Genomic DNA, 14,372 nt, shown 5'->3' with positions numbered 1-14,372 from the left:
TTGTGCGGGGCTGGCGCCAGCCTCCGTCAGGAGGCTTCCATCACGTCGCGTTCCTCTTCTGCGCTCAGTTGCCTGGCGATGACGGTGGATGGCTGCCACGACTCGACACCGTGAATGACCGGTTTGTCCGCCAGAATCTGTTCAATGAGTTGTTGCTCGCGCAGACGTGCTGCCGCGATCGAACGCTCCTTGACGTGGCCGTAACCGCGAATCGAATCCGGCAGGTTCGCCCATGCGACGAACGCCGACAGATTGTCCGAGTTCAGTTTCGGTAACAGGCGTTGCAGGGTTTGCTCGTAGTCACTCAGCAAGCGGCGTTCTTCGCGGCGCTCGGCGGAAAAGCCCAGCGGATCGAACCGGGTGTGACGCAACACTCGGCCCTTGGCCAGCACCTTCAGCAGCGGCAGAATCCAGCCGGAGAAAGCGACCTTTTTCGGCTCACCGGTGCTTTCTTGCTTCTTTCGCAGCAGCGGCAAGGCAAAGTGGAATTTCAGGCGAATGCCACCGTCGAACCGGGCTTTGAGCGAGTCGGTGAAACTGCGGGTGGTGAGCAGCCGCGCAACTTCGTACTCGTCCTTGTAGGCCATCAACTTGAACAGGTTGCGTGCCACCGCTTCGGTCAGGGCACTCTCATCACCGGCCGCCGGCAGCGCCCGCAGCTGCTCGATGACGTTGCGATAACGCGCCGCATACGCTGCGTTCTGATAGTTCGTCAGGAACTCGCTGCGGTTGTCGATCAGTTGCTCAAGGCTTTCGCGGCGACCGCGCATGTCGCTGATGTCGCGGATCGCAATCGTCGACACGGCATCCACTGGCTGATCGAGATAAGGTGCGGCAAACGCCGGGTCCTGCGCCCACAACCGTCCCCAGGCGAAAGCCAGATGGTTGGCAGCGGCGCTGCCGGCCAGATCGATGGCTTTCTGCAGTGCCGGCAGCGACACCGGCACCGTGCCCTTCTGCCAGGCGTAACCGAGCAACAACATGTTGGCCTGCAGCGGGCTGACCAGCGAGTTCGCCAATTGCCCGGCATCCAGACTGTGGAACTGCTCGGCGCCGACCTTCTCTTTCAAAAACGCTTGTATCGCGTCGGTTTCAATATTCAGTTGCGTGTTACGCAGCATCGCACCGGTCTGGGTCAGCGCACTGTTGGCGATGACCACGGTTTTTTTCCGCCGCAGCGTTGCCAGTGCATCGTCTTCGCTGGCCACCACCAGATCGGCCGCGAGCAGCAGGTCGGCGCCGCCGATATCGATGCGATGCTGGTGCAGCGCATCGGCATGACCGGCCAGACGCACATGGCTCAACACCGCACCGCCCTTCTGCGCGAACCCGGTGAAATCGAGCACGCTGACGGCGCGGCCGTCGAGGTGGGCCGCCATGGCAATAGCCCGCGCCACGGTCACGACGCCGGTACCGCCGACACCGGCCAAAAGCATTTCATACGGCTTATCGAGCGACCGTAGTGCCTGCGGCAGCGCCAGCGCTTCGGCCCGGGCCAGCACTTCGGCGCTGTCGGCCAGTTTGCGCGGACGTTGCCGCGGCTTGCCGGTCACCGTCACGAAGCTTGGGCAGAACCCCTTGATGCACGACAGATCGGTATTGCACGAGTGCGGATCGATGCGGCGTTTGGCGCCGAACGGTGTTTGCACCGGGATCACCGACAGGCAGTTGGATTTGACCTGGCAATCGCCACAGCCTTCACAGACCGCTTCGTTGATCACCACTTCGGTCTTCACCAACGGCGCCGGCAATTGCTTCTTGCGTCGACGCCCTTCGACCGCACAGACCTGATCGAAAATCAGCACGCTGACGCCACGGGTGTCGCGCAACTGCTGCTGCACTTGCTCGAGCTTTTCCCGGTGAAACACTTCGATGCCCTGAGGCAGGCTGTCATGCGCCTGATAGCGTTGCAGGTCGTCCGCCACCACCACGATTCGCTGGGCGCCTTCGGCCTTGAGCAGCTCGACGGCTTTTTTCACCGTCAGCTTGCCGTCGATAGGCTGGCCGCCGGTCATGGCTACCGCGTCGTTGTAGAGCAGTTTGTAGGTGATGGTCGCGCCGGCTGCGATAGCCTGACGTACCGCGAGGAATCCGGAGTGGAAAAAGGTGCCGTCGCCAATGTTCTGAAAGATGTGCGGGGTCTGCACAAACGGCGCCTGCCCCAGCCAGTCGACCCCTTCCCCGCCCATCTGCACGCTGCCGGTGGTCGAGCGTTCGGGCATGCGTGCGGCCATGGCATGGCAGCCGATACCGAGCCGCGCTTCACTGCCCTTGGGCACTTGGGTCGAGGTGTTGTGCGGGCAACCCGAACACAGATAAGGCGTGCGGCGGATCCAGTCTTCAACCCGCGAAACGCAGGGCGTAAGCCAGAAATCCGGAAGGCTCGGCTCGATGCCCAGAGCTGGCAGGCGCTGCTGCAGCAGCGCGGCGATGCGCGACGGGCGCAGCTCTTCGTGATCGGAGATCAGCGCTGCGCCGTTTTCATCGGTCTTGCCGATGATCACCGCACGCTGGTCGTGGGCAGCGTTGTAATACTTCTGTTTGAGCTGCTCTTCGACGATTGCTTGCTTCTCTTCGATGATCAGCACCTTGCCGGCCCGCTGGGTCCAGGCGTCAAGCACCGGCGACAGCGGATAAACCAGGTTGATCTTGAGCAATGCGACGCCGGCATTTTCCAGCTGTTCGAGGGAAATGCCGCATTGCTGCAAGGCCTGGCGTACATCGCCATAGGCCTTGCCGACCGCAGCGATGACCAGCGTCGGTTGTGCCGGCGCGGTGACCGCCGTGTCAATCGGGTTGGCCAGGGCAAAGGCCCGGGCGGCATCGAGCTTGAAAGCGGTGCGGCGTTCGATCTGCATGCCCGGCAGATCCGGCCAGCGCCAGTGCAGACCGTCCGGTCCCGGATTGATCTCAGGGGTGACGAATTCCGGCAGCGGCGAGGACTCAACCGAAGTCGTTGCCTCGACCGTCTCGGTGATTGCCTTGAAACCCACCCACAAACCTGAGACACGTGACAGCGCCCAGCCCCACAGGCCGCAGCGTTCGTAGTCAGCCAGTCCCGCCGGGTGAATCACCGGCAAGCCCCAAGCCATCAGCGTGCGATCGGATTGGTGGGACATCGACGACGACACGCAACCGTGATCGTCGCCGGTAACCACCAGTACCCCGCCGTTGGGCGACGAGCCATAGGAACTGCCGTGTTTGATCGCGTCGCCGGATCGATCGACGCCCGGGCCCTTGCCGTACCACATGCCAAACACGCCGTCATACAGACGCTGCGGATCGGTTTCGACGCGCTGGGTGCCGATCAGGGCCGTTGCCGCCAGATCCTCATTGATCGCCGGCAGAAAGCGGATGTTCGCGTTTTCCAGAACGCTCTTGGCCTTGACCAGCTCCCGGTCCACGCCCCCCAGCGGCGAGCCGCGATAACCGCTGACGAATCCCGCGGTGCGAATGCCGTTGGATCGATCAAGGGCAGCCTGGGACAGCAACAATCTCACCAGGGCCTGCTGGCCGCTGAGAAAGATGCGCTCGTTGGGCTGCGCGTGTTCCCGGCAGTACATCGAGCGGCTGTCATAGTTTTCGATCCGCGACAAGGTGGTTTGCGCCTCATCAGCGGCGAGTTTGTCGGGTTGCAGGCGTTGACGTTCTGAATCAATGGAATCCAAGTACACAGTTTCAAATCCTTATGAAAACTTCACATTGAATGTGCTTATTTGCGCACTACAGCAGAGGGTTGCATCAAAACTTTCGACCGCAACACGACGGTGATTCGGGCGATATGAATACCTGATCAGACGCACAGAAAGACGCACTCGCACGGTTCCGCGACATCTCGGGAACACATCGAGTTATTTCAATCTTTCTTAATAGCCAGCGCATAACCCGGTACTAATCTTCAATTCCTTATGAAAAATTTACTTTAAACGTACTTGTACTCTCACCAATGCGAGCACAACTCAGCCTCGCCATTTTGCACAGGCGATAATTATGGAAAACACGCAAACAGTTGTTCACCACAAAATGATTGACTTGAGTTACTGCCCCATCAAATACAAGTAAAAAGTCTCAAATCCTTGTGAAAACCTTACTTTCAACGCACAGACCCGCACGGCCGAATGCGTCACCTGCGGCTTGGAAAACAAGCGAGTGCACAGGGGCTTTTCGGCTTTTTGAAAAGGAGATGTTCTCGGCTGAACCCACGAATTCCCGGGGCTCTATCGAATGATTGTCATGATTTTGACGACGTGACAATGACGTCGCGATTTCAGCCGCTGCACGATCCTGAGCTGCTCCCGGGCAAATGCCGGGGACGAGCTGATCGAGCCGAAATCGAAGCGGTTCCGATCCAATGGAATCCAGATACAAAGTTTCATTCCTTATGAAAACTTCACACGACCGTCCTGGTCGCTTTATTACGGCCGTTATAAAACGGCCAGCATCTCGGGCAAAAAATAGTAGGTTCGGAGCGCTCATCTTGTCAATCGTTGTAACAAACATTTAATGGTAAATCTCAAACTATGAACTATCTGGTTCACGCAATCATCACAGTGCTTTGCCCATGGCATGGCGCTCCAGGTTTTACATTATCGAATCAGCTGTCCAACTTTTGAATTAACACACGGTCACTCTTCAATCGATTGCTCAATGCAAAACTTCGTCCATCGCCAGCAATTATCGGTTAGTCACGCAATGGCTCGGCAATATCATGCCCGCGCACTCTAAGACCAAAGTATTACTTTACATAAGCGGATAACAGGAAAAGCGCCTTTGCCCGTGCAACAACTTTCAAGGCGCCTGATGCTCACCGATGCCAAGCCGTTCTAGCGCAAAAAAAGACATTGATTACAGAATCGCTGCCCGACAGTGCTTGTGGTGTGGCAGGAAGTCAGCCTTTATCCTTGTCACCCCCGCCGTATCGCTGTCAGGAGTCAGTCCATGCCCCATGAAGGCAACCTGTTACAAGCCGCTGTCGTGTTTCTCTTCGCAGCCGTGCTCACCGTGCCTTTGGCCAAGCGTCTGCAATTGGGCGCGGTGCTCGGTTATCTGTTGGCGGGGGTGATCATCGGCCCGTCGGTGCTCGGCCTGATCGGCAATCCGCAGAGCGTTGCGCATATCTCGGAACTGGGCGTGGTGTTGCTGTTGTTCATCATCGGCCTTGAGCTGTCGCCACGCCGCTTGTGGGTGATGCGCAAGTCGGTGTTCGGCGTGGGCCTGGCGCAGGTACTGCTGACGGCGGCGGTGATCGGCGTGCTGGCGTTGTACGTGTTCGGTCAGCCACTGAACAGTGCGATTGTGTTGGGTCTTGGCCTGGCGCTGTCGTCCACGGCTTTCGGCCTGCAAAGCCTGGCCGAGCGCAAGGAACTGACCAGCCCGCATGGGCGGCTGGCGTTTGCGATTCTGCTGTTTCAGGACATCGCCGCGATCCCGTTGATCGCACTGGTGCCAATGCTCGCTGGCGGCGGCCACGAAACCAGCAGCGCGGGAAGCCTCAATCATGGTTTGCAGGTGCTCGGCGGGATCGCCGTGGTGGTGGTCGGCGGACGTTATCTGTTGCGCCCGGTGTTTCGCGTGGTGGCAAAAACCGGTCTGCCGGAAGTCTCCACCGCCACCGCATTGCTGGTGGTGATCGGCACGGCGTGGCTGATGGATCTGGTCGGCGTGTCGATGGCGCTCGGGGCTTTCCTCGCCGGCCTGCTGCTGGCGGATTCGGAATATCGGCATGAACTGGAAGCGCAGATCGAGCCGTTCAAGGGCCTGCTGCTCGGGTTGTTTTTCATCAGCGTCGGCATGGGCGCCAACCTCAGTCTGCTGCTCAGCGCACCGATCACCGTGTTGGGCCTGACGCTGCTGCTGATCGGTTTGAAGTTGCCGCTGCTGTTTGTGGTCGGGCGTCTGGCCGGCGGGCTGACCAAGGTCAGTGCGATTCGCCTCGGTATCGTGCTCGCGGCGGGTGGTGAATTTGCCTTTGTGGTGTTCAAGATCGGGCGCGATCAGGGCCTGTTCGAGCCGCGCCTGTATGACCTGCTGGTGCTGACCATCACCCTGTCGATGGCGTTGACGCCGTTGCTGCTGTTGATCTGTGCGCGACTGGTCAGCCCCAAGGTGCAGCCGGTGGAGGTGCCGGAGAAATTCCGCGAGATCGACACCGAGGCTCCGCGCGTGGTGATCGCCGGCATGGGTCGGATGGGCCAGATCGTGGCGCGGATTCTGCGCGCGCAGAACATCAAGTTCGTAGCGCTGGACACGTCGGTGGAAACCATCGAGCTGTCGCGCAGTTTTGGCGGTGTGCCGGTGTTCTATGGCGACCCGATGCGCCCGGAAATCCTCCATGCGGCGAAGGTCGGCGAGGCGGAGTATTTCGTGATTGCCACGGACGATCCGGAGACCAACATCAAGACGGCCGAGATCGTGCGCAAACTGTATCCGCACATGAAGATCATCGCCCGCGCACGTAACCGTCAGCACGTACATCGCTTGGTCGATGTCGGCGCCGAGCCGATTCGGGAAACCTACTATTCGAGTCTGGAGATGAGCCGCCGCACGCTGGTCGGCCTCGGTCTGACCCAGGCCCAGGCCGATGCGCGGATCAAGCGATTCAAGCACCACGACGAACAGGTGCTGGAAGCCCAGCACGCGGTCTACGACGATGCGGCCAAAGTCCTGCAGACCGCCCAGGAAGCCCGGGCGGAGCTGGCGCGGTTGTTCGAATCGGATCAACTGGAAGAGGAAGCGCGCAAGGCCTGATCTCCTTGCACAGATCCAAGCTTCAGGCCTACAGCACTGACGCCTTCGCGGGCAAGCCCGCTCCCACAGGTTTTGTGAACGACCGAAAACCCTGTGGGAGCTGGCTTGCCAGCGAAGAGGCCTGCACATTCAACATCAATGTCACTGGGATCAGGCCAGCTCTAATTCACGCTCTTGCTTGACCGGCGCCACCTCAAACCGGTCCGCCAGGAACGGTGTGATATCCAGCGGCAGCGCTTCGTGGTTGACCAGTTTGTCCAGCAGCACCCCGGTAATCGCCGAAGTCAGGATGCCGGTGCGGAAGTGTCCGCAGGCATTCAGGTAACCCTCCACCCCACGCATCGGCCCGAGGATCGGCAGCTCATCCGGCGAACCCGGACGCAACCCGGCCCAGGTGCGCTTGAGATTGACGTCCTTGAGTTCCGGCAGGCAACGCACCGCGCCCTGCACCAGCCCGGCGATTTCCGGGTAGGTGGTGGTGACGTCGAAACCTTTGTCTTCGGTGGTGCTGCCGATCAGGATTTCGCCGTTGTCCTTCTGCGCCACGTAGCAGTCGCTGGTGGTCAGGCAGCCGTTGAGGATCTTCGGCATGCGCTCGGTCAGCAGGATCTGGCCCTTGACCGGTTTCACCGGGATACGAATCCCCGTCGCCCACTCACTCAAGTCCGCCGCCCAGGCACCAGCAGCGTTGATCAGGGTCTTGCAGTGGAACACGCCCTCTTCGGCCGTCTGCACGCCAGTCACGCGGTTGCCATGGTGCAACACGCCGGTGACGTTGGTGTTGACGTAAATGTCGACGCCATTCTGCCGCGCGCCTTCCATGTAGGCATCGGCGAGTCGGAACGGGCTGACCTGGTGATCGCAGAGAAACTCCAGCGCCCCCCGCGCCTCGTGGCTGACACTTGGTTCGGCTTCGCGCAATGCAGCCTGATCGAGCCAGCGCACCTGATCGGCCAGATGCGGAATACAGCTGACAATGTGCTCGGCGTAGAGCCGGTCTTCGTCGTCATAGATGACGAACTTCAGCCCGGTCTTTTCGAATTTGAAATCCATCCCGTGCTTGTCGATCAACTCACGGTGCAGTTGCGGGTACAGCGCGTTGGACTGCAAGGCGAAATCGAAGAACGACTCCGGCAGGATGTGCGGCGTGCTGGCGTCCACCGCCACCGCCGCACCCTGGGTTTCGCGCTTGCGGTTGGCCGACATCATGCGGAAGAAAATCACCCCGCAGCCCAGCCCCACTGACTCGCCGATGGCCCACAAGCCACCGGCCGAAGCGCGGGTCGCGTTACCCGGGCGCTTGGCGTCGATCAGCGCGACCTTGAGACCTTCGCGCTTGGACAATTGATAGGCGCAGGACGCCCCGATCACGCCGCCGCCGGCAATGATCACGTCGTAGAACTTACTCATGGGAAGTGGCCTCCGTGCCGACGGACTGGAACGCGGAAAAAGGAATCGGATCGATCGGGAAGCGCGGGCGCAGCCAGCCGACGTCCTTGCGCCCGGTGGCCTGGCGCAGGCGGTCGCTGCAGTAGCCGACGCACATCCGTCCCTGACAATCGCCCATGCTGACGCGAGTGCGCATTTTCAGGCTGGCGATGTCCTGCACGCCCTGCTCCAGCGCCAGATCGATGTCGGCGCGGGTCGCGTGTTCACAGCGGCAGATCACCGTATCGGCGGCCGGCAAAGCGGTCTGGCCGACGCCACGTTCGGTGTAGCGGTCGACGGCCGCACGGAAGCGCACGATGGATTTGAGTTTGCCCAGATAACGGTCGCGGCGTACCCGCGCCAGTTCTTCTTCGATCACCCCGCGTTGCAGCAGGATCGAGGTCGCCGCGATCTTGCCGGCGAGCATCGCCGCTTCACCGCCACGAATCCCGCCCATGTCACCGGCGAGGTGCACGTGCGGCTCGTTGCTTTGCTGCCAGTTGTTCGAGTTGGCGCGCAGGTAGCCGTCATCGCTGAAACCGTGATCGAGGCCCATCTGCTGACTGAGTTGCGTGCGCGGGATGAAGCCGTAACCGACCGCCAGGGTCTGGGCTTCGAAGCGCTCGATCTGAGTCAGATCAGGTTCCCAACTGGCTGAATACGGCGCAACAGTGACGCTCTTCAGCTCGCCTTCGCCGTGCGCTTCGACCACGCCCCAGCCGTAGTTCATCGGGATACCGTGCAGTTTCAGATACGCGAGCATGCTCAGGCCGTCGAGGAACAGCTGCGGTTTGTTCAGCAGCGCCAGGCTTTCGCGGGCGATCTTGCCGAAAGCGCAGGCTTCATACACGCCCGCGACCTTGACCCCGGACGCGTGCAACTGCGTCGCCACCAGCGGCAGCAGCGGCCCGGTGCCGGCGATGATCACCGGCCCTTGCGGCTTGACCACGCCACTTTTGATTTGCAGCTGCAGGCCGCCGAGCATGATCACCCCCGGCAGGGTCCAGCCGGGAAACGGCACGCTGCGCTCATGGCAACCGGCAGCCAGGAGCAATTGCGGGTACGCGATCTCGTGCAGTTGCTCATCGCCGTCGAGCACCACCAGCGCACGGGTGCCTTCGGCGCCGACCACGCGGTGATTGAGGCGCACATCGATAAGCCCGGATTGCTCCTGGAAATCACCGTGCAGTTTGTTAAGGGCTTCGGAATAGCGCGGCCCCAGATAATCCAGTTGCACGCCGTCACGCAGCGGCCCGCGATAGACCACGCCGCCAAGGCGCGAGGCTTCTTCGAGCAAGGTGCAGCGCACACCGTGGCGTGCCAGTTCAATGGCCGCCGCCATCCCCGCCGGACCACCGCCGACGATCACCGGTTGCAGGCTCATACGACCTCCTGCTCGTTGATGCGGTTGACCTGGGTTTCAATCTGCATACCGTCGCGCACCACGGTCTGACAGGCGCGGCGCTTGTGGCGACCGTTGATTTTCACCAGGCAGCACTGACACACGCCCATGCCGCAGTAGGCGCCGCTGATCTGGTTGTGATCGTTGCGTGCGACCTGACGCACGCCGAGGGACTGAATGACGCTGAGGACGGTTTCGCCGATGGCCGCGGTAACTGGTTGGCCGTTGATGTGGACGGTCATATCCGCCTGGGTCAGGGGCTGGATATCGAAGGTGCGTTCTAGGCAGTGCATTACGATGTTCATCCGTGAAAAGGTTCAGGGGTAAGTGTTACGTCAGCTCCTTGCTGCTCTACACCGTGCGGCCCGTTTAATTGTTGGTTCGGGGCGGGCTCGCGGGTACTTCGTCAGCGCAGCAAAGTGCGCGTGAAGCACTGTAGTTCATACCTCAGCAAAGGCCTGGATCATTTACGTTAGGCGAAGTTGCCGGCGCAAATATTGATCCAGGCCAGTGAAAGTGGTCGGATTGTTCAACGATTCAGTTGGAGAAGACAAACTGGCCCTTGATCTTCTTCGACCCCATGAAACCGAGGTCGGGAAACAGCAGGTTTTTCACCCAGGCCACGAAAAACACCATGGCCAGCGTCGTCACCACGCCGATGATCACCGACACCGGGTCTTCGGCGTAATCCTTGAACATCTGTGGCACCTGGCTGATCGACAGCAACGTGTACACGGTGTAGGTCTGCGCCGAGTTGCGATAAAAACCCCAGGCGAACAATAGTGAAATCCCCCCGGCGAGCAATCCGAGGAAGATTGCAAAACCGGCGCTGATCGTCAGTCCCAGAAAATAACCGCCCACCAGCCCGAACAACGCCTGCGCGTAGATCAACCCGAGCAGTATTTTGATCTTGCCGGCATGCCGCTCGAGCAATTGCGGATCCGGGCGCGAGCCGATCCAGTAGGCCAGCACCTTGTCCTTGACCACACCACCAGACAACGCCTTGAAGGTCTCGGTTTTCGAGCGCCCTGCCTCCAGCATCTGCATTGCCTGACGTTTGATTTCCTTCTTGTCCAACGTGCTTTTCCTTAAGTAGAGAGATCCCGGGATGAAGCGTTGAGCTCCAGCCGCCAATTCTCGCCTTGTTGAACCCCGGAAAGCAAAAAGCCGCTTTCACCGTGAAGTGAAAGCGGCCGAGGCATGAACCTCAATAGAGCATCTGGATCAGTGTACGAACAGGGCGATCAGGATGATGATCGGGATCGGCACACCGAGGAAAAACAGTAGTAGAGAGCGCATGGTGATTCTCCTTGTTTAACGAACTGGAGGCAGTGTGGTGGTGGCGGTGTAGGTCTCGACTTCGACGTACTCCACCGCATCCCGACGACGACCGCCGTAAGTGGCGGCGAGGCTGGCGAAGAACGCACCGGCCAACAGCGCGATGAATGTCCACAACGAAGTCCAGGCAGCGACTTTGGCGGCGGTATCGGCAGCTTGCTGAGCCTTGACCTTGGCATCGGCGATGGCTTTCTGAGTACGGGCATACACGTCATCGACACGTTTCTCGGCGTCGGCCTGACTCAGGTTGGTCCGTTGAGCTACCAGTTGTGCGAGGTAGGTACGGTCTTCAGGGCTGAGCTGACCATTGGCCAGGCTCTGAGCGAAGATCCGGGCCACAGCGCCATGGGCGGCGTCATCGCTGACGGACGCCGGACGATCATCGCGGAACAGGCTGTCGATGAAATACCCGTACTGATTGCTGTCGGTGTTGGCCGCTGCGGTACCGGCAGCCTGAGTCATCGCGCTAGCTGCCCCACCGGCGACACTGGCACCGGCCTGAACGCCACCGCTGATCACACTGCTGACCGAGCCGATCACCAGCACTGCAGTGACCAATGTGGCTACACACCAGGAGAGGAAGCCATGAGCGGTATCACGGAAATACACTTCATCACCGTGCATGTTGGCCCACTTCACGCGCAAGCGACCGGCGATGTAACCACCGAGACCCGAGGCAATGATTTGCGTCGCCGCCAGCCAGACAATCGTGGAAATCCCCAGGCTCTTGGCGCTGACGCCCTCTCCGGCCCAAGGTGAAACGGCAGAGAATCCCAAACCGAAACCAAGCAGCACCAAAATCATCGACAGTGCTGCGGCCGCCGCTGCGCCCGCGAAAATCGCGCCCCAGGACACGCCTGACACGTTGCTCGACTCTCCTTCGAAGGCAGTATAAAACCCATCAGAGGATCTATTCATTGTTGTAGTGCTCCAGGCATGAAAAATGGTGTTACAACTCGTCATCGGAGGAATTGCAGCGACCGTGCCATTTGCCAACTTTAAATAAATCGTTAGATTTCAATCAGTTAAAAAGAATGAACTTCCTAAGACCATGCAATTTGCAACAATCCAGGCAATTCGGCGGGTTTTCTGCATTGCTGCCATATCGCGCAGACGTCCGGATTTGCGTTTGTGACAGGCTATACATGAAAGTTAATTTAAAGCGCGCCGGAAAATACTTGGCAAAATGCTGCCATTCCGTTTGAACCGATCAAGGCCTGCTCTATGACTCGTATTTTGACCATCGAAGACGACGCCGTGACTGCCCGTGAAATCGTTGCCGAACTCAGCAGCCACGGCCTGGAAGTGGATTGGGTCGACAATGGCCGCGAAGGCCTGGACCGTGCCGTCAGCGGCAACTACGACCTGATCACCCTCGACCGCATGCTGCCGGAACTCGATGGCCTGGCCATCGTTACCACGCTGCGTACCATGGGCGTGGCCACGCCGATTCTGATGATCAGCGCGCTCTCCGATGTCGATGAACGTGTGCGCGGCTTGCGCGCCGGCGGCGATGACTACCTGACCAAGCCGTTCGCCACCGACGAGATGGCCGCGCGCGTAGAGGTGCTGCTGCGCCGCCAGAACAGCGTCGCCACTCAGGCCACCACATTGCAGGTCGCCGACCTCGAACTGGACTTGATCAGCCACGAAGCGCGCCGCGCCGAGCAAGTGCTGACGCTGCTGCCGACCGAGTACAAGCTGCTGGAATTCCTCATGCGCAACAGCGGCCAGATCCTGTCGCGAATGATGATTTTCGAAGAAGTCTGGGGTTATCACTTCGACCCGGGCACCAATCTGATCGACGTACACATCGGTCGTCTGCGCAAGAAGATCGACGCGGCCGGCAATGTCCCGCTGATTCGCACGGTACGGGGCTCGGGTTATGTCATTGCCGAACCCGTCTGACGGCTGGCGTTCCTCCAGCAGCCGCTTGCTGGCGCTGTACAGTTCGCTGTTCGTGGCCTGGAGCGCGATCCTCATGGGGGTCATGTATTTCGAGGTTTCCGGCTACCTCGACAACCTCGCCAAACATTCGCTGATGCAACGTCAGCATCTGTTTTCACACTTCCGCGGTGAGCAGCTGGAAGAAGCGCTCGCCGCCAGCATGACCTTCGACATCCGCGGCATCGACGCCTACGGCCTGTTCGACGCCCAGGGCGTGTACCTCGGCGGTGCCTTGCAACAGTTGCCCGAAGGCCTGCCGCTGGATGGCAAGATCCACACCCTGGATGACTGCGCCGATTCCGACGACCCGACCCTGCCCGCCGACAGCTGCGACGCGGTGGCAACCCAGACCCGCGACGGTCGCTGGCTGGTGTTGTTGCGCGATAACGGTTCGTTGTTCGCCGTGACGCGGATCATTCTGCACGCGTTGTTCTGGGGTGTGTCGCTGACGATCCTGCCGGGGATTGCCGGTTGGCATCTGCTGCGCCGTCGTCCGATGCGGCGAATTCGGGCGATTCAGGACAGCGCCCAGGCGATTGTGGCCGGCGACCTGACTCACCGCTTGCCGCTGTCCAATCGCCGCGACGAACTGGACATGCTCGCCGCCATCGTCAACGCCATGCTCGATCGCATCGAGCGGCTGATGCATGAAGTCAAAGGCGTGTGCGACAACATCGCCCACGACTTGCGCACCCCGCTGACGCGTTTGCGCGCGCAGTTGTATCGCATGCAGCAACAGGCCGGTGAAGGTTCACAGGAGGCGGCGCAACTGGATCTGGTGCTGGCCGAGGCGGATACGCTGATGGCAAGGTTTCGCGGGTTGCTGCGAATTTCCGAGCTCGAAGACCGTCAACGGCGCTCAGGATTTGTCGAGCTCGATCCGGTGCAACTGCTCGAAGAACTGCATGAATTCTACCTGCCACTGGCCGAGGAAGGCGAACTGCTGTTCGTACTGAATATGCCGGAAACCCTGCCGCCGTTGAATGGCGACCGGGCGTTGATGTTCGAGGCGCTGGCGAATCTGCTGAGCAACTCGATCAAGTTCACCCCGGCGGGCGGCACGGTGATTTTGCGTGGCGTGAATGATGGCGGGCATACGCGAATCGAGGTCCACGATTCCGGGCCGGGGATTCCCGAGGCCGAGCGTGAGGCGGTGTTTCAGCGTTTCTATCGGGCCGAGGGTGGGCAACCGCAGAGTGGTTTTGGCCTTGGTTTGTCGATTGTGGCGGCGATTGTCAGCCTGCATGGCTTCAGTCTTGAGGTCGGCAGCAGTGAGCTGGGGGGCGCGAAGCTGGTGCTGGATTGTCGGCAGAGTCTGATCTCGCAATCCTGAGAATCACCGCGATGCAATGTAGGAGTGAGCCTGCTCGCGATGCCGGTGAATCAGCCAACATATTTGTTGTATGACTCACCGTTATCGCGAGCAGGCTCACTCCTACAATCCGCTGCCAGAACACAATCCCTCTGTGGGAGCGGGGGGGGGGGGGGGGCGCGCGGGGGGGGGGGGCGG

The 14,372-nt window shown here is 60.3% G+C and carries 9 protein-coding genes; 3 read left to right on the top strand and 6 right to left on the bottom strand.

From position 1 onward, the window contains the following. Positions 1-26 precede the first annotated feature (26 nt). Positions 27-3,674 (bottom strand): indolepyruvate ferredoxin oxidoreductase family protein, encoded by a 3,648-nt coding sequence (locus NTD85_RS17305; RefSeq protein ID WP_262142770.1) that lies wholly within the window; start codon positions 3,672-3,674, stop codon positions 27-29. A 1,264-nt stretch (positions 3,675-4,938) separates the two neighbouring features. Between NTD85_RS17305 and NTD85_RS17300 the strand changes: the two genes are divergently transcribed. Next, a complete protein-coding gene (locus NTD85_RS17300; protein WP_003223951.1) occupies positions 4,939-6,747 on the top strand; it encodes a monovalent cation:proton antiporter-2 (CPA2) family protein in 1,809 nt (602 codons plus the stop codon). A gap of 150 nt (positions 6,748-6,897) precedes the next feature. Here the strand turns inward: NTD85_RS17300 and hcnC are convergent, their stop codons facing one another. From hcnC to NTD85_RS17275, 5 genes are all read right to left on the bottom strand, one after another. Beyond that, positions 6,898-8,157, bottom strand: a complete 1,260-nt coding sequence (hcnC, locus tag NTD85_RS17295; RefSeq protein ID WP_262142769.1) for a cyanide-forming glycine dehydrogenase subunit HcnC — start codon at positions 8,155-8,157, stop codon at positions 6,898-6,900. Beyond that, positions 8,150-9,559 carry a cyanide-forming glycine dehydrogenase subunit HcnB gene (hcnB, locus tag NTD85_RS17290; RefSeq protein ID WP_262142768.1) on the bottom strand — a complete coding sequence of 470 codons (1,410 nt, stop codon included), beginning with the start codon at positions 9,557-9,559 and terminating at the stop codon, positions 8,150-8,152. Before hcnB ends, hcnC begins: the two co-directional genes overlap by 8 nt. Then, positions 9,556-9,870, bottom strand: coding sequence for a cyanide-forming glycine dehydrogenase subunit HcnA (gene hcnA, locus NTD85_RS17285; protein WP_047602019.1), 315 nt, complete (start codon positions 9,868-9,870; stop codon positions 9,556-9,558). The genes hcnB and hcnA overlap by 4 nt, the downstream gene beginning before the upstream one ends. Positions 9,871-10,114: 244 nt before the next feature. Further along, positions 10,115-10,654 carry a hypothetical protein gene (locus NTD85_RS17280; RefSeq protein WP_003223943.1) on the bottom strand — a complete coding sequence of 180 codons (540 nt, stop codon included), beginning with the start codon at positions 10,652-10,654 and terminating at the stop codon, positions 10,115-10,117. Between the two features lie 237 nt (positions 10,655-10,891). Then, positions 10,892-11,833 (bottom strand): hypothetical protein, encoded by a 942-nt coding sequence (locus tag NTD85_RS17275; RefSeq protein WP_262142767.1) that lies wholly within the window; start codon positions 11,831-11,833, stop codon positions 10,892-10,894. Positions 11,834-12,139: 306 nt separating this feature from the next. Here NTD85_RS17275 and NTD85_RS17270 point away from each other — a divergent pair, with 306 nt between their 5' ends. After that, the gene (locus tag NTD85_RS17270; protein WP_003223938.1) at positions 12,140-12,823 is read left to right on the top strand and encodes a response regulator transcription factor; all 684 of its coding nucleotides are present in this window, start codon (positions 12,140-12,142) and stop codon (positions 12,821-12,823) included. Further along, entirely contained in the window at positions 12,801-14,195 is a 1,395-nt protein-coding gene (locus tag NTD85_RS17265) for a sensor histidine kinase (RefSeq protein ID WP_045122392.1), read from the top strand. The genes NTD85_RS17270 and NTD85_RS17265 overlap by 23 nt, the downstream gene beginning before the upstream one ends. Positions 14,196-14,372 lie beyond the last annotated feature (177 nt).

This window comes from Pseudomonas sp. 13B_3.2_Bac1 (assembly GCF_025466205.1).
Taxonomy (GTDB): domain Bacteria; phylum Pseudomonadota; class Gammaproteobacteria; order Pseudomonadales; family Pseudomonadaceae; genus Aquipseudomonas; species Aquipseudomonas fluorescens_H.
This window is presented reverse-complemented; position numbering and strand designations above follow the sequence as displayed.